18 protein-coding genes are annotated in these 21,318 nt (G+C 72.8%); 3 read left to right on the top strand and 15 right to left on the bottom strand.

Annotated features, from left to right (window positions below; all coding sequences use genetic code 11):
• Positions 1-40: 40 nt before the first annotated feature.
• The 3 genes from L1885_RS07735 to L1885_RS07725 form a co-directional block, all read right to left on the bottom strand.
• The gene (locus tag L1885_RS07735) at positions 41-601 is read right to left on the bottom strand and encodes a helix-turn-helix domain-containing protein (RefSeq protein WP_235796253.1); all 561 of its coding nucleotides are present in this window, start codon (positions 599-601) and stop codon (positions 41-43) included.
• A gap of 370 nt (positions 602-971) precedes the next feature.
• Complete coding sequence (locus L1885_RS07730; RefSeq protein ID WP_235796252.1) at positions 972-3,617, bottom strand: ABC transporter permease/substrate binding protein; 2,646 nt, start codon at positions 3,615-3,617, stop codon at positions 972-974.
• Positions 3,610-4,764 carry a quaternary amine ABC transporter ATP-binding protein gene (locus L1885_RS07725; RefSeq protein WP_235796251.1) on the bottom strand — a complete coding sequence of 385 codons (1,155 nt, stop codon included), beginning with the start codon at positions 4,762-4,764 and terminating at the stop codon, positions 3,610-3,612. The genes L1885_RS07730 and L1885_RS07725 overlap by 8 nt, the downstream gene beginning before the upstream one ends.
• A gap of 444 nt (positions 4,765-5,208) precedes the next feature.
• Here L1885_RS07725 and L1885_RS07720 point away from each other — a divergent pair, with 444 nt between their 5' ends.
• From L1885_RS07720 to L1885_RS07710, 3 genes are all read left to right on the top strand, one after another.
• Positions 5,209-6,114, top strand: coding sequence for a 5'-3' exonuclease (locus L1885_RS07720; protein ID WP_235796256.1), 906 nt, complete (start codon positions 5,209-5,211; stop codon positions 6,112-6,114).
• Positions 6,115-6,162: 48 nt separating this feature from the next.
• A complete protein-coding gene (locus tag L1885_RS07715; protein WP_235796250.1) occupies positions 6,163-7,011 on the top strand; it encodes a siderophore-interacting protein in 849 nt (282 codons plus the stop codon).
• Positions 7,012-7,242: 231 nt separating this feature from the next.
• Positions 7,243-8,610: a cryptochrome/photolyase family protein gene (locus L1885_RS07710; protein WP_235796249.1), complete on the top strand. Its 1,368-nt coding sequence runs from the start codon at positions 7,243-7,245 to the stop codon at positions 8,608-8,610.
• A 90-nt stretch (positions 8,611-8,700) separates the two neighbouring features.
• On the opposite strand, the gene L1885_RS07705 is transcribed toward L1885_RS07710, so the two are convergent.
• The 12 genes from L1885_RS07705 to L1885_RS07650 form a co-directional block, all read right to left on the bottom strand.
• Positions 8,701-11,538: a DEAD/DEAH box helicase gene (locus L1885_RS07705; RefSeq protein ID WP_235796254.1), complete on the bottom strand. Its 2,838-nt coding sequence runs from the start codon at positions 11,536-11,538 to the stop codon at positions 8,701-8,703.
• Between the two features lie 33 nt (positions 11,539-11,571).
• Positions 11,572-12,573: a diacylglycerol kinase gene (locus L1885_RS07700; protein WP_235796248.1), complete on the bottom strand. Its 1,002-nt coding sequence runs from the start codon at positions 12,571-12,573 to the stop codon at positions 11,572-11,574.
• Positions 12,574-12,701: 128 nt separating this feature from the next.
• Complete coding sequence (tatC, locus tag L1885_RS07695) at positions 12,702-13,652, bottom strand: twin-arginine translocase subunit TatC (protein ID WP_235796247.1); 951 nt, start codon at positions 13,650-13,652, stop codon at positions 12,702-12,704.
• 71 nt (positions 13,653-13,723) lie between these two features.
• Positions 13,724-14,002 carry a Sec-independent protein translocase subunit TatA gene (gene tatA, locus L1885_RS07690; RefSeq protein ID WP_235796246.1) on the bottom strand — a complete coding sequence of 93 codons (279 nt, stop codon included), beginning with the start codon at positions 14,000-14,002 and terminating at the stop codon, positions 13,724-13,726.
• Between the two features lie 292 nt (positions 14,003-14,294).
• Positions 14,295-14,492, bottom strand: a complete 198-nt coding sequence (locus tag L1885_RS07685; RefSeq protein WP_235796245.1) for a hypothetical protein — start codon at positions 14,490-14,492, stop codon at positions 14,295-14,297.
• A gap of 179 nt (positions 14,493-14,671) precedes the next feature.
• The gene (locus L1885_RS07680) at positions 14,672-15,007 is read right to left on the bottom strand and encodes a hypothetical protein (protein ID WP_235796243.1); all 336 of its coding nucleotides are present in this window, start codon (positions 15,005-15,007) and stop codon (positions 14,672-14,674) included.
• A 179-nt stretch (positions 15,008-15,186) separates the two neighbouring features.
• Entirely contained in the window at positions 15,187-16,221 is a 1,035-nt protein-coding gene (locus tag L1885_RS07675; protein ID WP_235796242.1) for a helix-turn-helix transcriptional regulator, read from the bottom strand.
• 13 nt (positions 16,222-16,234) lie between these two features.
• A complete protein-coding gene (locus L1885_RS07670) occupies positions 16,235-17,191 on the bottom strand; it encodes a helix-turn-helix transcriptional regulator (RefSeq protein WP_235796241.1) in 957 nt (318 codons plus the stop codon).
• 111 nt (positions 17,192-17,302) lie between these two features.
• Positions 17,303-17,674 carry an FKBP-type peptidyl-prolyl cis-trans isomerase gene (locus L1885_RS07665; RefSeq protein WP_235796240.1) on the bottom strand — a complete coding sequence of 124 codons (372 nt, stop codon included), beginning with the start codon at positions 17,672-17,674 and terminating at the stop codon, positions 17,303-17,305.
• Positions 17,675-17,726: 52 nt separating this feature from the next.
• On the bottom strand, positions 17,727-18,737 hold the full coding sequence (locus L1885_RS07660; protein WP_235796239.1) for an FKBP-type peptidyl-prolyl cis-trans isomerase: 1,011 nt from the start codon (positions 18,735-18,737) through the stop codon (positions 17,727-17,729).
• A 139-nt stretch (positions 18,738-18,876) separates the two neighbouring features.
• Positions 18,877-20,238 (bottom strand): Pup--protein ligase, encoded by a 1,362-nt coding sequence (pafA, locus tag L1885_RS07655; RefSeq protein ID WP_235796238.1) that lies wholly within the window; start codon positions 20,236-20,238, stop codon positions 18,877-18,879.
• Between the two features lie 9 nt (positions 20,239-20,247).
• On the bottom strand, positions 20,248-21,318 hold a 1,071-nt coding region (locus L1885_RS07650; RefSeq protein ID WP_235796236.1), incomplete at its 5' end, for an MFS transporter.

The following is a 21,318-nucleotide window of genomic DNA, read 5'->3' as shown; positions in this document are numbered from 1 at the left end:
CGGGGTCGCCGCGCCGGACGCCGGAGCCACGGCGGGCCGCTCAGCGGTCCCGGTCGAAGGTCGCGTCGATGTGCTCGGCGACCGCGACGACCAGGATGCGCGTACCGGGTTCGGTGGTGCGCCAGCGGTGGCGCACCCCGCCGGAGAGATAGAGCGTGTCGCCGCGCTCCAGCAGGTACGAGCGGCCCTCGGCCTCGACCTCGGCGGCGCCGTCCGCGATGTACATGATCTCGTCGTTGCGGTGCTGGTACTCGCGGCCCGCGTCCTGCTCGCCGGTGTACTCCTTGGCGCCGAGCTGGTGGCCGCCGCGCACGACGCGGCGCGAGCCGGGCTGCGCGGGCCCGGCGTCGCAGCCGCCCCGTACGACGTCGACGGCGCGCGCGGAGTCCGCGGCCGCCCGCAGCGCGGCGGGCGTCGTCTCCAGCGCGTCCGCGACGCGGTCCAGGGAGCGCGTGCTGGGGCGGGCGCGCTCGTTCTCGATCTGGCTGAGGAAGGGCACGGACAATCCGCTGCGGGCGGCGACCGCCGCCAGCGTCAACCCCAGCGACCTGCGCCGCCTGCGGACGGCTGCGCCCACTCTGAGCGCGTCCTTGTCGTCCATGTCTGGGCTCCCTCCCGGCCGGACCGCCATCTTCTCAGAGGTGAGGCCCTGACAAGACTTGTCCTCGGGAGTCCGGCAGGGAACCGGAACGGGAGTGAGTCCCGTCACACAAGGTGTCCGGCCCCGGACGCTGCGTCCCGGCGGGCGTCCGGCGGGCGGTGCGCCGAGGGCGGGCGGGCAGCCCGTCCGGGCGTCCGGGAGGGCGTGCGGGGGCGGGGCACGGCGCGCCGGGAGCACCGGCCGCGGGCGGGGGCGGCGAGGGGGGTGCCTGCGGCTCCCGGAAGACACGGAATCCGGCGGGCCGCGGGGCCCGCCGGATTCCGTCGTACGCCGGCCGGCGGGGCAGAACCCGCCGCCGTGCCGCTCCCGGCTACATCGGGGCCATCTTGTCCACGATGCCGGGGTGCTTGGCCATCCAGGCCTTCACGGCGTCCTCCTCGTGACCCGTGCCGGCCTTCTTGATCCCGCTCTCCAGGTCGCCGAGCTGCGCGTCGGACATCTTGAAGTCCTTCAGCCACTTGGTCAGCTGCGGGTACTGCTGGGGGAACTTCTTGCTGGCCACCGTAGTCAGCTTGTCACCCGTGCCGAACGCCTTCTGCGGGTCGGCGAGCTTCGTCAGCTTGTACGTGCTGTAGGCCCAGTGCGGGGACCACAGCACGACGGCCACCGGCTTCTTCTGCGCGTAGTCGCGCTTGAGCTCGGCCAGCATGCCGGGCGTCGAGCCGTCGACGACCTTGTACTCCTTGTCGACGCCGTACGTCGGCAGGACCTTGTTCTTGAGGAGGTTCATCTCCTCGGTGCCCGGCTCGATCCCGATGATCCGGTTGCCGAACTCCTTGCCCTTGCCCTTGAGGTCGGCGTACGACTTCACGCCCTTGACGTAGCTGGGCACCGCGACCTCCAGCGAGGTCGGGCCGTACCAGTAGCCGATCTTGGTGAGGTCGTCGTGGTACTTGTCCCAGTACGGCTTCTGCGTGTAGGGCAGCCAGCCGTCGAACTGGACGTCCAGCTGGCCCCGGGCGAGCGCCGTGTACATCGGGCCCACGTCGAACTGCTTGAGGTTCATCGTGTAGCCGCGCTTCGCCAGGACCTCTTTCCAGAGGTAGGTGGCGGCGATGTCCTCGTCCCAGGGGAACCAGGCCACGTTGATCGGACGCGCGGCCTCCTTGGCCACCGCGGCCTGGACGCCCTTGTCCTTCTTCGGCACGGGTGCCCACTTGTCGACGAGGCCGGGGTTGGCCTTGAGCCACGTCTTGACGGCCTCCGCCTCGTGGCCGGTGCCGGACTTCTGGATCTGGGCCTCGAGGTCGCCGAGCTGCGCCTCGCTCATCTTGAAGTTCTTCAGCCAGTTCCCGACGGCCGGGTTGTCCTGGGAGAAGCCCTTGCGGGTGAGCATGTGGATGCTGTCGCCCTTGCCCCACGCGTTCTTCGGGTCCGCGAGCTTGGTCATCTTGTACGTGCTGTACGCCCAGTGCGGCGACCACAGCACGACCGCGACCGGCTTCTTCTGCGCGTAGTCGCGCTTGAGCTCGGAGAGCATGCTCGGCGTGGAGCCGTCGGTGACGGTGTACTCCTTGTCGAGCCCGTACTCCTTGAGGACCTTGGACTTCAGGAGCCCCATCTCACCGGCGCTCGGCTCGATGCCGATGATCCGGCCGCCGAACTCGGAGGCCTTGCCCTTGAGGTCCGCCATGGTCTTGACGCCCTTGACGTAGCTGGGGACCGAGACCTCCAGCGACGTCTGGTCGTACCACTTGCCCATGTCGTCCAGCCGGCTGCCGTACTTCTTCCAGTAGGCGGCGTGCGTGGTGGGGAGCCAGGAGTCGGTCTGCAGGTCGATCTGGCCGTTGGCCTGGCCCTGGTAGAGGGCGCCCGCGTCGTACTGCTTGACGTTGACCTTGTACCCGCGCTCCTGGAGCATCTCCTGCCACAGGAAGGTGGTCGCGATGCCCTCGTCCCACGGGATGTAGCCGATGCTCACGGACTTGCCGTGACCCACGTCCGTGGAACCGCTCGCCGTCGCGGTCGAGCCGCTTCCCGAGCCGTTGAACATGCCGATGCCGCCGGCCGCGAGGGCGAGGACGACCACGCCGACGAGCGCCACGACGGGCTGGGGCCGGTGGTTGGCGATCTTCAGGCCCGCGATGCCGCCGGCCATCTCCCGGGCCTTGGCGAGGGTGCGCCGGCCGAGCGGGGAGACCTGCTGGCCGAGCGCACCGGTCATGCGGTCCAGGTAGATCGCCACGATGACGATGGAGATGCCGGCCTCGAAGCCGAGGCCGATGTTGACGTTGCCGATGGCCTGGAAGACGTCGCCGCCGAGGCCGCCGCCGCCGACCATGCCGGCGATGACCACCATCGACAGGGCGAGCATCACGTTCTGCGTGACGCCGGCCATGATCGTCTGCATGGCCAGGGGCAGCTGCACCCGCAGCAGCGTCTGGCGCGGCGGCGTGCCGAACGCGTCGGCGGCCTCCACGAGTTCCTCGTCGACCTGGCGGATGCCCAGCTCCGTCATGCGCACGCCGGGCGGCAGCGCGAAGACGATCGTCGCGATGATGCCGGGCACGACGCCGACGCCGAAGAAGATGACACCCGGGATCAGGTAGACCATGGCGGGCATCGTCTGCATGAAGTCCAGGATCGGCCGGAACACCGAGCTGACGGTCTTGGACCTGGCGGCCCAGATGCCGAGCGGCACGCCGATCACCAGGGTGAGCACCGTGGCGACGAGGACCAGTGACAGCGTCTGCATCGAGTGGTCCCACAGCTCGATGGAGTCGATCAGCGCGAAGCCGATGAAGGCGAGCACACCCGCGGACAGGCTCCGCAGCCACCAGGCGATGACGGCGAAGATGCCCGCGAGCAGCAGGGGCTGAGGGGCCGACAGGACGTCGAATATCCAGTCGTAGAGGTGGTTGACGAGCCAGGAAACGGCGTCGAACAGCCAGGACAGGTTGTTCTGGAGCCAGTTGACGGCGCTGTTCACCCAGTCGCCCAGGGGGAGCCTAGGCACTGGCCACCGCCTTGCCCGTGGTGGCGCCCGAGTCCGCGGCGCCGCCCCCGGCCGGGTTCTCCCGGTCGGACTCGGTCGACGTCATGGGCTCGCCCAGCACGGCGAGCAGCCGCGCCCTCGGGACGACGCCCACCAGCCGGCCGTCCTCGCCGGTGACGGCCACGGCGACCCCGCTGGTGGAGCAGGGGGTGAACAGCTCGATGATCGGCGTGTCCTCGGTGACCGTGGCGGGCGCCGCGGCGAGGACGTCCTCGGCGGTGCGCAGTTCCTTGCCGGCGTCCGTGCGGGTGCCGTACGCGGTCTCGGGGTCGGCCATGATGGCGCCCGCGGTGAGCACGCGGGAGCGGTCGACGTCCTGCGTGAAGGAGGCCACGTAGTCGTTGGCGGGCGTGACGAGGATGTCCTGCCCGGAGCCCTGCTGCACGATGCGGCCGTCGCGCATGACGGCGATGCGGTCGCCGAGGCGCATGGCCTCGTTCAGGTCGTGCGTGATGAAGACGATGGTCTTCTTGAGCCTCTTCTGGAGGGTGAGCAGCTGGTCCTGCATGTCGCGCCGGATCAGCGGGTCGAGCGCGCTGAACGACTCGTCCATGAGGAGCAGGTCCGCGTCGGTGGCCAGCGCGCGGGCCAAACCCACCCGCTGCTGCATGCCGCCGGACAGCTCGTCGGGCCAGGACTTCTCCCAGCCGCCGAGGCCGGTGAGCTCCAGGGCCTCCCGGGCGCGCTCCTCACGCTTCTTGCGTGGCACGCCCTGGACCTCCAGGCCGTACGCCGCGTTCTCCAGCACGCTGCGGTGCGGGAAGAGGGCGAAGTGCTGGAAGACCATGCTGATCTTGGTGGAGCGGACCGAGCGGAGCCCTTCCTTGGAGAGGGCGGTCAGGTCCTCCCCGTCGAACAGGACCCGGCCCGCGGTGGGCTCGAGCAGCCCGTTGAGCATGCGCAGCAAAGTGGACTTGCCGGAGCCCGACAAGCCCATGACCACGAAGATCTGCCCCGGCTCGACCGTGAAGGATGCGTCGATGACGGCGGCGGTCGTGCCGTCGGCGCGAAGCCCCTCACGGTCGGCACCGTCGCGGAGCTTCGTCACAGCTTCATCTGGTCGTCTGCCGAACACCTTGTACAGGTGCTCGGCTTGCAGCCTGGACACATAAACCTCACGAGTCGAACCGAAAAACGGCCCGCCACCCCCGACGGGCGGGCCGTGGAGCGGCACGGGGTCTGCCCGCTCAGCCACCGGCCCGTCGTCGAAGGCCGGAGGGCTGGTCCGCTCCGGCTCGGCGCCTGCCCCCGGGTGTAAAGACCAAACAAAAAGGTGATCTGCATCACAAAATTTCCGCGTGTCGCTCCTGCACGAAGGACATCCCGGATGCAGCACGGACGCCGCGTCGCCCGGCGGGACCGGCGCGGACCCCTCGCCCGCCCGGACGCGGTCCCGGCGGGGGACCGCCGCGCGACGACGGCGGGCCCGGCGCGGCCCCTCCCCCGACGGGCCGCGGGCCGCCCCCGTCGGCCGAGCGGGCGGCGGGGCCGCCGCGTTCACCGGCGACTGTCGGCGGGGTGCGGCATCATCGGCGGCGTGACGCGACGCCTGATGCTCCTCGACACCGCCTCCCTCTATTTCCGCGCGTACTTCGGCGTGCCCGACTCCGTGCGGGCCCCCGACGGCACGCCGGTCAACGCCGTGCGCGGCCTGCTGGACTTCATCGCCCGCCTGGTCCAGGACCACCGGCCGGACGCGCTGGTGGCCTGCATGGACGCCGACTGGCGCCCGCAGTGGCGGGTCGACCTGATCCCCTCCTACAAGGCGCACCGCGTGGCCGAGGAGCACCCGGACGGGGCCGACGCCGAGGAGATCCCCGACACGCTCTCCCCGCAGGTGCCGGTGATCGAGGACGTCCTCGACGCCCTCGGCATCGCCCGCGTCGGCGTCCCGGACTACGAGGCGGACGACGTGATCGGCACGTTCACCGCGCGCGCCACCGGTCCCGTCGACATCGTGACCGGCGACCGGGACCTCTACCAGCTCGTCGACGACGCCCGGGGCGTGCGCGTCCTGTACCCGATCAAGGGCGTCGGCACGTTGCAAAGCACCGACGAGGCGGTGCTCCGCGAGAAGTACGGCGTGCCGGGCGCGCGCTACGCGGACCTCGCCCTGCTGCGCGGGGACCCGAGCGACGGCCTCCCCGGCGTGCCGGGCATCGGCGAGAAGACGGCCGCGCGGCTGATCGGCGCCTTCGGGGACCTCGCGGGGATCATGGCCGCCGTCGACGATCCCCACGCCCGGCTGACCCCCTCCCAGCGCAAGCGGCTGTCGGAGGCGAAGCCGTATCTGGCCGTCGCGCCGCGCGTCGTCCAGGTCGCCGCCGACGTGCCGCTGCCGGAGGTCGACACCGCGCTGCCCGCCGCGCCGCGGGACGCGGCGGCACTGGACGCGCTGGCCGAGCGGTGGGGCCTCGGCGGCTCGCTCACCCGGCTGCTGGCCGCACTCGCCCGATGAGGTGTTAACTTAGGTAAACCTAAGCCGACATCGAGCAGTGGAGTCCACGTGGCGGAGGAAGCACGCCGTAAGGCACCGACGGTCCGTGAGGCCCGCGTGCTGCGCACCGAGCGGATCACCCCGCACATGGTGCGGATCGTCATCGGGGGCGAGTCCCTCGCCGCCGTGCAGTGCGGCGAGTTCACCGACCATTACGTCAAGGTCGTCTTCGGCCTGCCCGGCGTCTCGTATCCCGAGCCGTTCGACATGGAGCGCATCCGCGAGGAACTGCCCCGCGAGCAGTGGCCGGCGATGCGCTCGTACACCGTGCGCGCCTGGGACCCCGAGGCGCTGGAGATGACGCTGGACTTCGTCGTCCACGGCGACGAGGGGCTCGCCGGCCCCTGGGCGGCGCGCGCCGTGCCCGGCGACGTCGTCCGCTTCGCGGGGCCCGGCGGGCTCTACGCCCCGCCGCCGGAGGCCGGCTGGCACCTGCTCGCCGGTGACGAGAGCGCCCTGCCCGCGATCGCGGCGAGCCTGGAGCGGGTCCCGGACGGCGTGCCGGTGCACGCCTTCGTCGAGATCGAGGGCCCGGCCGAGGAGCAGAAGATCGCCTGCCCCGACGGCGTGGAGGTCACCTGGCTGCACCGCGGCGGGCGGCCGGTCGGCGAGGCCGTGGTCGCGGCGGTGCGCGAGCTCGACTTCCCCTCCGGCGACGTGCACGCCTTCGTCCACGGCGAGGCCGCCTTCGTCAAGGAGCTTCGCCGGCACCTGCGCCAGGAGCGGCAGGTCCCGCGCGAGCGGCTGTCCATCTCCGGCTACTGGCGGCTCGGCCACACCGACGAGGCGTGGCGCGCGGTCAAGCGCGAGTGGAACGCCCAGGTGGAGCGCGAGCAGGAGAGCCAGGCGTCCGCCTGACACCCCGTCCGGGGAGGGAATCCGCCCGGCGGCGCTCTCCCCGAGGGGACCTCCGGCCCGCGCACGCGCCTTCTCCCCCGCTGCGGCCGGCACCGTGGCGGCGAGGCGGCCCGGCGTGCCGTCCGCTTCGTGGGGTTGGTGTGGCTGGTGCGGTCCGGCGGGCGGCGGGAGGGCCGCGCCCGCGCGGGCCGGGTCCCCGGGCGCGACCGGCCGGCACGGCAGGATGCCGTCATGACCGTTGCCGTGGTTCTCCACACCTCCGACCTCCGCGTGCACGACCAGCCGGTGCTGCGGGCCGCGCTGCGCGCCGCCGACCAGGTGGTTCCGCTGTTCGTGCGCGACGAGGGCGTGCACCGGGCGGGCTTCGACGCGCCGAACCGGCGTGCCTTCCTCGCCGACTGCTTGGCGTCGCTCGACGCCGGACTGCGCGAGCGCGGCGGCAGGCTGGTCATCCGTTCGGGCGACGTCGTCGAGCAGGTGTGCCGCGTCGTGCGCGAGACGGGCGCCGAGCAGGTGCACGTCGCCGCGGGGGCCAGCCGGTACGCGCTGGACCGGGAGGCCCGGCTGCGCGACGCCCTGGAGAAGGTGCGGTGCGCCCTGGACGTGCACGACTCCGTGGTCACCGCGCTCCCGCCCGGCCGCGTCACGCCCACGTCGGGGGACCACTTCGCCGTGTTCACCCCCTACTTCCGGCGGTGGCAGGAGGCCGGGGTCCGCGAGTCCCTCGGCGCCCCGCGCTCCGTGCCGGTGCCGGACGTGGACGGGGAGCCGGTGCCGCGCCGCTCCGAGGTCGCCGGCGTGTCCCCCGGCGTCGCCGAGGGCGGCGAGGCGAAAGGGCGGGAGCGGCTGACGGCCTGGCTGCGCGACGGCATCGCGTCGTACGAGGACCGGCACGACGACCTGGCCGGCGACGCCACCTCGCGGCTCTCCCCCTACCTGCACTTCGGCTGCCTGTCCCCGGTGGAACTCGTGCACCGCGCACGGCGCAAGGGCGGTGCGGGCGCCGACGCGTTCGTGCGGCAGCTGGCCTGGCGCGACTTCCACCACCAGGTCCTCGCGGCCCGGCCGGGCTCCTCGTGGGCGGACTACCGGGACCGGCACGACCGCTGGTCCACCGGCTCGGACACCGACGACGCCGTCGAGGCGTGGCGTGACGGGCGGACGGGCTACCCGCTCGTGGACGCGGCGATGCGGCAGCTGCGCCACGAGGGCTGGATGCACAACCGGGGCCGGCTGCTGGTGGCGAGCTTCCTCACGAAGACCCTGTACGCGAACTGGCGCATCGGCGCACGGCACTTCCTCGGCCTGCTGGTCGACGGGGACATCGCGAACAACCAGATGAACTGGCAGTGGGCGGCCGGCACCGGCACCGACACGCGCCCCAACCGGGTGCTGAACCCGCTCGCCCAGGCCAGGCGCTTCGACGCGGACGGCAGTTATGTGCGCCGCTGGGTGCCGGAACTCGCCTCCGTGGCGGGCTCCAAGGTGCACCGGCCGTGGGAGCTGCCCGAGGCGGAGCGCGGCGAGCTGGACTATCCGGCGCCCGTCGTCGACCTGGCACGCGGCCGCGATCGCTTCCTGCGGGCGCGCGGCGCCTGATCCGGGCGAGGCACCGGGCGGGGGTCCGGGTCCCGGGCCCGCCCGGCGGGGGGAGGGCCCGTGCCGGGCGCGGCCCCTCCCCCTGCCGCCTCAGCCCACCGAGCTGTACGCGACCACGCCGCGCCGCATCGCGTCGATCGCGCGGCGCGCGTTGCGGGTGACCGTGCTGCCCTCGGCCGAGGGCACGGCCGCGACCTGGCCGAGCACGTCGATGACCTGCTTGCACCAGCGCACGAAGTCGCCCGCCGGCATCTCCGCCTCGCGCAGCACCTCGTCCAGTCCCCGGCCCGACGCCCACATGAACGCCGCCCACGCGAACCCGAGGTCCGGCTCGCGCTGGCCGACGCCCTCGGCCTGGTTGATGCGGAAGTCCTCCTCCAGGCCGTCCAGGCGCCCCCAGATCCGCACCATCTCCGACAGTGCGGCCTTCGCCGGGCCCGACGGCGTCTTCGGGACGACGGCGTCCTCGCTCTGGCGCGACTCGAAGACGAGCGCCGAGACGCACGCGGCGAGTTCCGCGGGCCCGAGCCCCTCCCACACCCTCTCGCGCAGGCACTCGCTGGCGAGCAGGTCGAGCTCGCCGTAGAGGCGGGCGAGCCGCTTGCCGTGGTCGGTGACCTCGTCGCCCCGCAGGTAGTCCAGCTCGGTCAGGAGCGCGACGATCCGGTCGAAGGTGCGGGCGATGGTGTTCGTACGCCCCTCGATCCGGCGCTCCAGCTGCTTCGTGTCCCGCGCCAGGCGGTGGTAGCGCTCGGCCCAGCGGGCGTGGTCCTCCCGCTCGTCGCACCCGTGGCAGGGGTGGGCGCGCAGCTCCGTGCGCAGCCGGGCGATCTCCCGGTCGTCGGCGGCCTCGGCCCGCTGCTTGCGGTGCCGCTCGGGCGCGATGTGGCCGGCCTTGGTGCGCAGCGCCGACGCGAGGTCGCGGCGCGACTGGGGCGAGCGCGCGTTGAACGTCTTCGGGATGCGCATGCGCTCCAGCGGCTCGACGGGAACCGGGAAGTCCATCGACGCGAGCCGCTTGACCTGGCGCTCCACGGTGAGCACCAGGGGCCGGGGGCCCTCGTGGTACTCGACCCCCGCGTGGCCGCGGTGGCCGCCCGTGCGGCCCGCGGGCACCCCCGGGTCCAGCACCAGCGCGAGGCCCGCGAACTTGCCCGTCGGCACGTGGATCACGTCGCCCGGCTTGAGCTTCTCCAGCGACGACGCGGCGGCGGCCCGCCGCTGCGCGGCGCCCTGCTTGGCCAGCTCGTTCTCCCGGTCCTTGAGGTCGCGGCGCAGCCGGGCGTACTCCTCGAAGTCCCCGAGGTGGCAGGTCATGCCCTCGCGGTAGCCGTCGAGGCCCTCCTCGTTGCGCTGGACCTGGCGCGAGATGCCGACGACCGAGCGGTCGGCCTGGAACTGCGCGAACGACGTCTCCAGCAGCTCGCGCGAGCGGTGCCGGCCGAACTGGTGGACCAGGTTGACCGCCATGTTGTACGACGGCCGGAAGCTGGAGCGCAGCGGGTACGTGCGGGTGCCCGCGAGGCCCGCCAGGGCTCCCGGGTCCATGCCGCGCTGCCACAGCACCAGGGCGTGGCCCTCGACGTCGATGCCGCGCCGCCCGGCCCGCCCGGTCAGCTGGGTGTACTCGCCCGGCGTGATGTCCGCGTGCTGCTCGCCGTTCCACTTGACGAGCTTCTCCAGGATCACCGTGCGGGCGGGCATGTTGATGCCGAGCGCCAGCGTCTCGGTGGCGAAGACCGCCTTGACGAGCCCCTTGACGAAGAGCTCCTCAACGACCTCCTTGAACGTCGGCAGCATGCCCGCGTGGTGGGCCGCGATGCCGCGCTCCAGGCCCTCCAGCCATTCGTAGTAGCCGAGGACGTGCAGGTCCTCCGTCGGGATGGCCGCCGTGCGCTCCTCGACGATCTCCCGGACCGTCGCCCGGGCGTCCTCGCTGTTGAGCCGGAGGCCGGCGTACAGGCACTGCTGCACGGCGGCCTCGCAGCCCGCCCGGCTGAAGACGAACGTGATCGCGGGCAGCAGCCCCTCGGTGTCGAGGCGGTCGATGACGTCGGGCCGCGACGGCGTCCAGATCCGGGTGCGGGAGCGCCGCTCGCGCTCGCGGTCGGCCTCGCGGACCTGCTTGCCCCGCCGCCGGTCGCGCGGGTTGTAGGTGCGCTGGTTCTCCATCCGGGCCATGCGCACCAGGTCGGGGTTGACCTCGCGCTTGGTGGCGCCGCGGCCGCCGTGGTCGGTCTCCTCCTCGAAGAGGTCGTACATCCGGCGGCCGGCCAGGACGTGCTGCCACAGCGGCACGGGCCGGTGCTCGGAGACGATCACCGCGGTGTCGCCGCGCACGGTGTCCAGCCAGTCGCCGAACTCCTCCGCGTTGGAGACGGTCGCCGACAGCGAGACCAGGGTGACCGACTCGGGCAGGTGGATGATCACCTCTTCCCAGACGGCGCCCCGGAAGCGGTCGGAGAGGTAGTGCACCTCGTCCATCACCACGTAGCCGAGGCCGGTCAGGGCCTGGGAGCCCGCGTACAGCATGTTGCGCAGGACCTCGGTGGTCATGACCACCACGGGCGCGTCCGCGTTGACGCTGTTGTCGCCGGTCAGCAGGCCGACCTTGTCGGCGCCGTAGCGGGCGGCGAGGTCCGCGTACTTCTGGTTGGACAGCGCCTTGATGGGTGTCGTGTAGAAGCACTTGCGGCCCTCCCGGAGGGCCAGGTGCACCGCGAACTCGCCGACGATGGTCTTGCCGGAGCCGGTGGGCGCCGCGACCAGCACTCCTTTCCCGGCCTCCAGGGCCTCGCACGCCTCGATCTGGAACCGGTCGAGGCCGAACTCGTACATCTCACGGAAGGGGGCGAGCGCGGTGGCCTGCACGGCGTTGCGGATGCGGGCGGCCGCGTAGCGCTCGGCGGGAGAAAGGTCCTCTGTCATCTCGCTCACGAGCCTACCCGTCACCTCCGACACTCACCGCGATCTTTCCGGCCGCCCGCCTCCGCCCGGGCCGCGCCCCGGCGGCCCGCCGCCGCTCCCGCCCGCGAGGACACCGGTCCGGGGCGGGGCCAGCAGCCGCAGCGCGCCCCGCACGCACCGCGCCGTCAGCGGCAGCGCGCCGAGCGGTTCGCCGTCCGCGTACGCGCTGGTGCGGGGCGCGGCCAGGGTCACGGCCGCGGCCCGGTGCACGGTCACGACGCGGTGCCCGACGTGCCCGCCGCGGTAGACGCGCGGGAACACGCCCAGCAGCGTGGTGCGGGAGCAGGGGCCCACGACGGTCACGTCGAACAGGCCGTCTTCCCAGTCGGCGCCGGGGCACATGCGCAGGCCGCCGCCGTAGGAGGACGTGTTGCCCACGGCCACGAGCGTCGCCTCCACCTCCTGCTCGGCGCCGTCGTCCAGGGTCAGCCGGTACGGCACCGGCGCGAGCGCGGCCAGCTCGGCGAGCATCGCGATCTCGTAGCGGAACCGGCCGACGGTGAGCCGCATGCGGTTGCCGCGGTCGTTGACCCGGGAGTCGAAGCCCGACGCGAGGACGGTCGCGAACCACCGCCCGGCGGCCCGCCCGAGGTCCACCCGCCGCGGGCCCGGGCCCTTCAGGACGTCCGCCACCAGCCGGGCGCCGGCCGCCGGGGCGGCGAGGGGCAGGCCGAGGGCGCGTGCGTAGTCGTTGCCGCTGCCCGCCGCGACGACACCGAGGGGGACGTCCGTGCCGGCGACCGCCTGGAGCGCCAGCGAGACCATCCCGTCGCCGCCGACGGCGACGAGTGCGCCGGTGCCGCCGGCCACGGCGGCCCGGGCCAGCCGCAGCGCGTCGGGGGCGTCGGTGCCGGCGACCGTGCGGACGTCGAAGCCCGCGTCCCGCAGGGCGGTGGCGGCCGGGGCGGCGGCTCTGGCGCCTCGCCCGCGCCCGGCCGCCGGATTCACGAGGAGGGTGATCCCGGCGCCCGGCGCGGGGGTGATCTCACTGGTCACGAGCGGACCCTAGCCGCGCCGGGGGCCGCTGGTTAAGCCCCCGGCGGCGCCCTGTTCGCGGCGGCCCCGGCAGCGGGGCTCCCGGCGCCGGGTGCCCCTGCGCCGCGCACACCGCCGGGGGGTGTGCGTCAGGTCACGTCGTCGAAGCCGTTGACCCGGTGGGAGCCCGCCTGCTCGGGCAGCGCGGGCGCCGTGGCGACGGGCTCGGCGGGCTCCGCGTCCACCCGTTCCGGCGTCAGGTCGAGGTCGGACGCCTCGTCGTCGGCGGGCCCGCCCTCCTCACGCAGCCGCTTGCGCCGGTCGTTCATGGAGGCGACGAGGCACGCGGCGAAGTAGAGGACCCAGATCGGCGCGGCCAGGGCGAGCATCGACAGCGGGTCGGTGCTGGGCGTCGCGACCGCCGCGAAGACGGTGATGCCCATGATCATGATCCGCCACCAGCCGAGCATGCGCTTGCCGGTGATCATGCCGACGAAGTTCAGCATCACCAGGAGCAGCGGCATCTCGAAGGAGAGGCCGAAGACGAGGACCATGCGCGTGACGAGGTCGAGCAGGTCGTCGAGGGGCAGCAGGTTCGCGACGTCGTTCGGCGTGAAGTCCAGGAGCACCTTCGCGGTGGTCGGCAGGACCTCGTAGGCGAAGAAGGCGCCGAAGAAGAAGAGCGGGACGCCCGTGCCGACGAAGGCGACGGCGTACTTCTTCTCGTGCCGGTGCAGGCCCGGGGCGACGAAGGCCCACAGCTGGTAGAGCCAGATCGGCGACGCGCACACGACGCCCGCCATCAGGGTGACCTTCAGGGCGAGCGAGAACGGCCCCAGCAGGCCGTTCATCGTGATGTTCGCGCACTGGTCGCCCTTGCTGCGGGCCAGCGACGAGAAGTCGCCCTTGCACCCGACCGACTGGAGCACCGGGTGGGTGAAGAAGTTGATGATGTCGTTGTAGAAAAACCCGGCGACGCACGCGACGACGATGATCGCCAGGATGCCCTTCGCCAACCTGTTGCGCAGCTCTCGCAGATGCTCGACGAGCGGCATCCGTCCCTCAGGATCCTTCAGCTGCTTGCGGGCAGAGTTGGCCAACCCACTTCCTCATCTCGTGCGGCGGTCACACGCCGGCAGGCGCGGCCGCTCCGGGCCCTGGTGCGTGCGGTTCAGCGCTGGGTGGAGTCCGTCGGCTCGCTCACCGGGCGGGCGGAGGTCACGTCACCGGGGGCGGCCTTGATGGTGCGCTGGACGTCCTGCGCGTCGTGCGGCGGGTCGGCGGGCGCGGTGTGGCCGGAGTCCGACTTCATGGCCTTGGCCTCGCTCTTGAGGATGCGGGCGGACTTGCCGAGCGAACGCGCCATGTCCGGGAGCTTCTTCGCACCGAACAGCAGGACGATCACGACGAGGATGAGAATGATCTCGGGGGCGCCGAGCCTTCCGAACATAACTGTCTACCTTCTCACCGAGGCGGCATGGGGGCCTGCGTCACACAGGGCGGACGGGTGCCCGACCCGTGTCATACGCAAGGATCGTAACGCCCGAGGATGAACCCCGGGCAATCCCTGTGCGTACTTCCACGTGCGACCCAATGCCTCGCTCGCTGGGCCACGTCGGCCAGACTACCCGCCGAACGTTCATTCCAGGAGGGGGCGGAGGGGATGTGCCCCTCGCCCGGGCCTCAGCCTTCGCCGCGCCACCGGCCGTTCCGGCCCCGCGGCGCGGCCCCGGGGCGGGTCCTCAGCGCAGCGTCCCGCCGGAGGCGGCCAGCCGGCCGGCTGCCCTCTCCAGATCCTCGGCCGCCCGGTTGATGCGGTCCGTGGTGTGCGCCACCTGGCGGCCCAGGCGCTGGGTTTCGACGAAGACGCGGATCGCGAGGACGCCGAGCACGGCGATCCCGCAGAACCCCAGGGCGATGGCGATCATGGGCCAGAGCATGGGCTGAGCCTAGGGCCTTTCGTTCGGACGGGACCGGGTCCCGCCGCTCGGACGGGATCGGATCCCGTTGTTCGGACGGGACCGGGCCCCGCTGTTCGGATGATCGGATCACGCGAGGGCCTCGGGGCCGTCCGCGCGCGGCGGGCCGGCTCCCGGGGCGCCGGCTCCCGGGGCCCGGGTCAGCCGGCCGCGCCGGGGCCGCCGCCCGCCGGCGCGCTGCCTGCGACCGAGTGCAGCCGCAGCGTCCTGACGCCCCCTTGGCCGAGCAGTTCCACTATCCGCTCGCCCGCGGGCTTGCGCACGGAGCTGTCGCACGAGGGGCAGGTGAAGGAGTACGTCGTGGTACGCCGGCTCCCGCCGATCGCCAGCAGGAACGCGTCGGCGGGCAGCTCGAAGCTCTCGCGGCACTCGGGGCACGCCGCCTTGAACAGGACGGGCGCGACGGCGGTGAGCCCGTACACCGGCGCGTCGCCGGGGGGACCGGGCGTGTCGGACGCGTCGGACGTGGGGGGCATGGGCGGGGCGTCTCCTTCTGCTCTGGACCGGCCTGCACCGGCACCTGCTCCCGGCCCCGGCGGGACCGGCTCCTGCTCCGCGCCGGCGCTGACCGGCACCTTCTTCCGGCTCGGGCCGGGCCGGCTCCTGCTCCGCGCCGGCGCGACCCGCCGCCGCTGCCGGCAGCGGGGGGCGTCCGCTACGCCCGGCCGGCGGGGCCGGCGCCGCGGTCCTCGCCGGGAGCGGAGGGCACGTGGGGGGCGGCGAAGGCCTCGGGGGTGTCGTAGGCGGCGAGCGCGGCGAGCGCCGCCTGCCGCGCGCTGTCGGCCAGCTCGGGCGGGGAGACGATGCGGCCCTCGCCGCCGAGGCGCAGCGCGAGCCGGCGCAGCGAGGCGGGCGCGGGCGTGCGCAGGGTGATGCGCAGCCCGCCGTCGGGCAGCTCCTCGGCGCTGTCGTGGGGGTAGTACTCGGCCACCCACCGCCCGCCCGGGCCGACCTCGACGACGACCTCGGGATCGTCGGCGGACGGCTGCACGAGCCCCTCCGACAGGTCGCGGGGCTCGATGGCGGGCGGCGCGGCGGGCTCGTCGAGGAGCCTGATCTCGGCCACGCGGTCGAGCCGGAAGGTGCGGCGCGCCTCGGAGAGGTGGCACCAGCCCTCCAGATAGGTGTGGCCCACCGCGAACAGGCGGATCGGGTCGACCTCGCGCTCGGTCAGCTCGTCGCGCGCGGGCGAGTAGTACCGCAGCCACAGCCTGCGGCGCTCCGAGATGGCCCGGTCGACGTCCGCGAAGACGCCGCCCTCGGACTCGAAGGTCACGGACAGCCGGGAGCTGGCGCCGGCCGCCTCGCCCGCGGCCGCCTCCAGCTTGGCGGTGGCGCGCAGCAGCGCCTGCCGGTCGCCGTCGCGCAGGCCGGGCAGCGTCGCCACGGCGCGGGCGGCGACCAGCAGTGCCGTGGCCTCGTCGGCGGCGAGGCGCAGGGGTTCCGCGACGTCGTCCGGGTTGTGCCACCAGATGCGGTCGCCGTCGGTGTCGATGTCGAGGAGGTCCCCGCCCCGGAAGCTCGTGCCGCACATGGGCAGCACGTCGAGGTCGGCGATGAGTTCGTCCTCGGTGATCCCGAAGGCCCGGGCCACGTCGGCGACGTGCGCGCCGGGGCGCTCACGCAGATAGGTGACGAGCGACAGCATGCGGCGGGTGCGGTCGATGGCGTTGGCGTTGGCGACGGCCATGTGACGAGTCCTCTCAGCCCTTGGCCACGGCGCGCAGCCGGTCCACGACGTCGGCCCGCAGTCCGGCGGGTTCCTGCACGACCACGTCCGGGCCGAACTCGACGAGCCACGCGTCGAGGCCGTGCCCGTAGGGGATCTCCAGCTCGTCCCAGCCGTCGCCGAGCTCCCGCGACGACAGCGCCTTGGCACGCAGCGGGTAGCCGGCGCCGGAGCGCAGGCGGATCAGCGCGGAGCGGGTGGCGCTCTCGCCGGCCCAGGTCTCGACGGTCTCGCGGACGGTGGACACGTCGGGCACGGGGGCCGTGAAGGAGCCGGGCCGCGAGCGCACCCGCCCGCTGATCCGGGAGAGCCGGAACACGCGCTCGGCGCCCCGCTCGCGGTCGTACCCGGCCAGGTACCAGTGGCCCCGCCAGCACTCCAGCGTCCAGGGCTCGACCTGGCGCTGCTCGGGCCGGGCGGCGCTGGCCTTGCGGTAGTCGAAGACGACGGGCCGGCGGTCGCGGCAGGCGAGCATCAGCGGCTCGAAGGCTGCCTCGTGCACGGGGATGCGCGGTTCGAGCGCGCTGTGGTGGGCCTCGTAGCTGTCCTCGGCCTCGGGCATGCCGGCGGCGCGCAGCTTCTGCAGCGCCCCGCTCGCGGCGCCGGCGAGGCGGGCCTGCTGCCAGACGCGGGCGGCGACGCCGAGCGCGGCCGCCTCCTCGGCGTCCAGGGTGATCGCGGGGAGCCGGTTGCTGTCCCGGCGGGCGAGGTAGCCGGCGTCGCCGTCGAGGGCCTCCACGGTCTCGATGACCAGGCCGAGTTCGCGCAGGTCGTCCTTGTCGCGCTCGAACATGCGGTTGAAGCTGTCGTCGGAGCCCGCTTCCAGGTACGCCTCGATGGAGCCGCGCAGCTCGCGCTTGCTGAGGGGGCGTCGGGTCCCGAGCAGACACAGGGCCAGGTTCATCAGCCGCTCTGCCTTGGCAATGGCCATCGACGCCCTTTCGTATGTGCCTGTGCTGGTCGACGGTACCGCCACCGGGTGGACGGGGAAAAGCTGAGGGCCCATGCCGACCGGCATGGGCCCTCCCGCGAACGGAAATGATCAGACCGCGACCAGATCGCAGACGAAGATCAGCGTCTCGCCGGGGCCGATGCGGCCGCCGGCGCCCCGGTCGCCGTAGGCGAGGTGCGCCGGGATGATCAGCTGGCGGCGGCCGCCGACCTTCATGCCCTGCACGCCCTGGTCCCAGCCGGAGATGACCTGGCCGACGCCGAGCTGGAACTGCAGCGGGGTGCCGCGGTTCCACGAGGAGTCGAACTCCTCACCGGTGGAGAAGGCCACGCCCACGTAGTGGACGGAGACGTTGTCCCCGGCCTTCGCCTCGGGGCCGTCGCCCTCCCAGAGGTCCTTGATCTCCAGGTCCGCCGGCGGCTCGCCGCCCGGGAAGTCGACCTCGGGCTTCTCGTTCTTCACTGGACTGCTCCTCTGGGGGTTGTACGTGTAGCTGTGCTGAACCGACCAAGTCTTACACTGCGCCGAGGATGTCCACGACGAAGACCAGGGTCGAGTTGGCCGGCAGGTCCGCGCTCGGGGACTGGCTGCCGTAGCCCAGGCTCGGCGGGATGACCAGCAGGACGCGGCTGCCGACCTTCTGGCCGACGATGCCCTGGTCCCAGCCCTTGATGACGGCGCCCGTGCCGATGGCCGTGGTCAGCGGCACGCCGGTGTTGTACGAGCTGTCGAACGCCTTCGCGGGCGACTTGCCCTCGTTGGGCTTCCACGCGGCGCCCGTGTACTGCATGACGACGGTCTGGCCGCTCTTGACCGTGGCGCCCTTGCCCGGGATGAGGACCTTCTTGACGAGGTCCTTCGGCGGGTCGGCCTTCGGCACGTCGATGGTGGCCGGGGCCGCCGTGTCCGCCTTGATCTGCGGCAGGTTCTTCGGGATCGACGACTGGGTGCCGGTGACCTGCTTGGGCAGGACCTTCTGGATGTCGAGGACGAAGACCAGAGTGTCGCCGCCCTTGACGCCGAGCTGCTGGTTGCCCTGGCTGCCGAAGCCCGCGGACGGCGGGGCGACGACCAGGACGCGGCTGCCGACCTTCTGGCCCACGACCGCCTGCGAGAATGCGGGGATGATCTGCGGCGAGCCGGCGGGGATGACCTGGGGGGAGGCGCCCTTGTCGTACGAGCTGCCGAGGTCCTTGCCGCCCCAGACCTTCGCGGTGAAGCCGGCGACGACGAGCTGGTCCTTCTTGATGGCCGGGCCGCTGCCGTCCGAGAGGGGGTGCACGACGAACTTGTCGCTCGGCTTGCCCTTGGGGACGGTGATGGTGGCCTTCTTGCCCGCCGCGCCGGAGACGGTCGGCATGGGGTCGGCCGAGGCGACCGGCTTCGGAGCCTTGGGTGCGGAGGACGCGCTCGGACTCGGTGCAGCCGATGACGCCGCGTCGTCCTTCTTGTTGTTGTCACCGCCGCAGGCAGCGGTCAGCACCAAGGCCGGCACGATGAGCAGGGCTGCAAGACTGCGTCGCACAGTGGGTCCTCGTGGGGTAGGCGTTAAGTCGGTGGCCGCCACTCTACGGCCCCGGCCCACGCGTCACCCTCGTCGCACACGTGTGGGCCCCGTACGCACTCGTACGGGGCCCACACGCGGGGGCGCGGCGCGCCCTGCGTCACATCCCGGCGATGAGCTTCTCCACCCGGTCGTCGACGGAGCGGAACGGGTCCTTGCACAGCACGGTGCGCTGCGCCTGGTCGTTGAGCTTGAGGTGCACCCAGTCGACGGTGAAGTCCCGCCGCTGCTCCTGGGCCCGGCGGATGAAGTCGCCGCGCAGCCGTGCCCGGGTGGTCTGGGGCGGCACGGACTTGCCCTCGAAGATCTTCAGGTCGTTCGCGACGCGGGCGGCCTGGCCCTTCTTCTCCAGCAGGTAGTACAGCCCGCGGCGGCGGTGGATGTCGTGGTAGGCGAGGTCTATCTGCGCGACCCGGGGGTGCGACATGGTCATGTTGTGCTTCTCGCGGTACCGCTCGATCAGCTTGTACTTCATGACCCAGTCGATCTCGGTGGCGATCTTGTCCAGGTCCTCGGTCTCGATGGCGTCGAGGGTGCGGCCCCACAGCTCCAGGACGCGGTCCACGGTGCCGGTGCGGATGTCGCGGCGCTCGACGAAGTCGACCGCCTTCTCGTAGTACTCGCGCTGGACCTCCAGGGCGGAGGCCTCGCGCCCGCTGGCCAGGCGCACCTTGCGGCGGCCCGTGATGTCGTGGCTGACCTCGCGGATGGCCCGGATCGGGTTCTCCAGCGTCAGGTCGCGCATGACGGTGCCGGCCTCGATCATCCGCAGCACCAGGTCGGTGGCCCCGACCTTGAGCAGGGTGGTCGTCTCCGACATGTTGGAGTCGCCGACGATGACGTGGAGCCGGCGGTAGCGCTCGGCGTCGGCGTGCGGCTCGTCGCGCGTGTTGATGATCGGCCGGGAGCGGGTCGTCGCGGAGCTCACGCCCTCCCAGATGTGCTCGGCGCGCTGGCTGACGCAGTACACGGCGCCGCGGGGCGTCTGCAGCACCTTGCCCGCCCCGCACAGCAGCTGGCGGGTGACGAGGAACGGAATGAGGATGTCCGCGAGACGGGAGAACTCGCCGTGGCGCGCGACGAGATAGTTCTCGTGGCAGCCGTAGGAGTTTCCCGCCGAATCCGTGTTGTTCTTGAACAGATAGACGTCGCCCGCGATTCCCTCCTCGTGCAGGCGGCGTTCCGCGTCGACGAGCAGTCCTTCCAGAATCCGCTCACCGGCCTTGTCGTGCGTGACCAGCTCGGTCACGTTGTCGCATTCCGGGGTGGCGTATTCCGGATGCGAACCCACGTCGAGGTAGAGGCGGGCGCCGTTGCGCAGGAAGACATTGCTGCTACGGCCCCATGACACGACACGGCGGAAGAGGTAGCGCGCCACTTCGTCAGGTGACAGTCGGCGCTGTCCCCTGAACGTGCACGTGACGCCGTACTCGTTCTCCAGCCCGAAAATGCGGCGGTCCATGTCTGAACATTACGCCTGATGGCCTGAGCTGAAACCGGGTTCGGCCGCGCCACTTCGATCATTTTCCGCCGGGGCCGCCGTATTCCGGGGCCGGGCCGGTACGGCGAGCACCCGTCCGGTGGCGGCGAGGACGATCAGCGCGGCGATTCCCGCCGCGCCCGCCACCGCGAACCCGGCGGAGGCGCCCTCGTGCTGGGCCACCGGTCCGGCCGCCGCCGTGCCGAGCGCGGAGCCCACCTGGAACGTCGTCACGAGCCAGGAGAACGCCTCCGTGACGGTGCCGGGCGGCGCCTGCCGGTCCACCGCGACGAAGGCGCAGGCGAGTGTGGGGGCCAGGAACACACCGGCCAGCACGGACAGCAGCGTCATCGCGACCGGTCCCGGCGTGAGCGCCAGCGGCAGGTAGCAGACGGCCAGCAGCGCCACCAGGACCAGCAGCCGGCGCTCGGGCGCGCCCGTCCACGCCCGTGCCCCGTACACGCTGCCGCCGAGCAGCGCGCCGAGGCCGAGCGCGGCCATCAGCCAGCCGTAGACCGACGCCCGGCCGGTTCCGTCCGCGTACGCGACCCCGGCGACGGTGATCGAGCCGAGCGCGACCCCCACGAACAGGAAGCAGCCGAGCAGGGCGAGCAGTCCGGGCGAGCGCAGCGCGCCCAGCCAGTGCGCCTCGCGCGCGCCCGCCCGCCAGGCGCGCGACGGCTTCGACACGACGACGGACAGCGCGCCGAGCACGCCCACCGCGTGCAGGACGAGGAGCGCGGCCGCGGGCGAGCGCAGCGCGACGAGCGCGGTGACCAGCAGCGGCCCGACGGTGAACATGACCTCCTGGGCGACGGCGTCCAGCGCGTACGCGCGGTGCACGCGGTCCCCGCGCCCGAGGACGCTCGGCCACAGCGCACGCAGGCCGCCCTCCAAAGGGGGTGTGCACAGGCCGGCGAGGGCGACCGCGACGAACGCCCAGACGGGTGCGCCGGTGCCCGCGGCCACCAGCCACAGCACGGCGAGCGCGGAGGCGACCGCGGCCGGGAGCTGCACGCGCGGCTGGCCCCGCAGGTCCACGGCCCGGCCGAGCAGGGGCTG

Source organism: Streptomyces fuscigenes, from assembly GCF_021556455.1.
Lineage (GTDB): Bacteria > Actinomycetota > Actinomycetes > Streptomycetales > Streptomycetaceae > Streptomyces > Streptomyces fuscigenes.
Note: the sequence above shows the minus strand (reverse complement) of the source record. Positions and strands in the feature narration are given on the sequence as shown.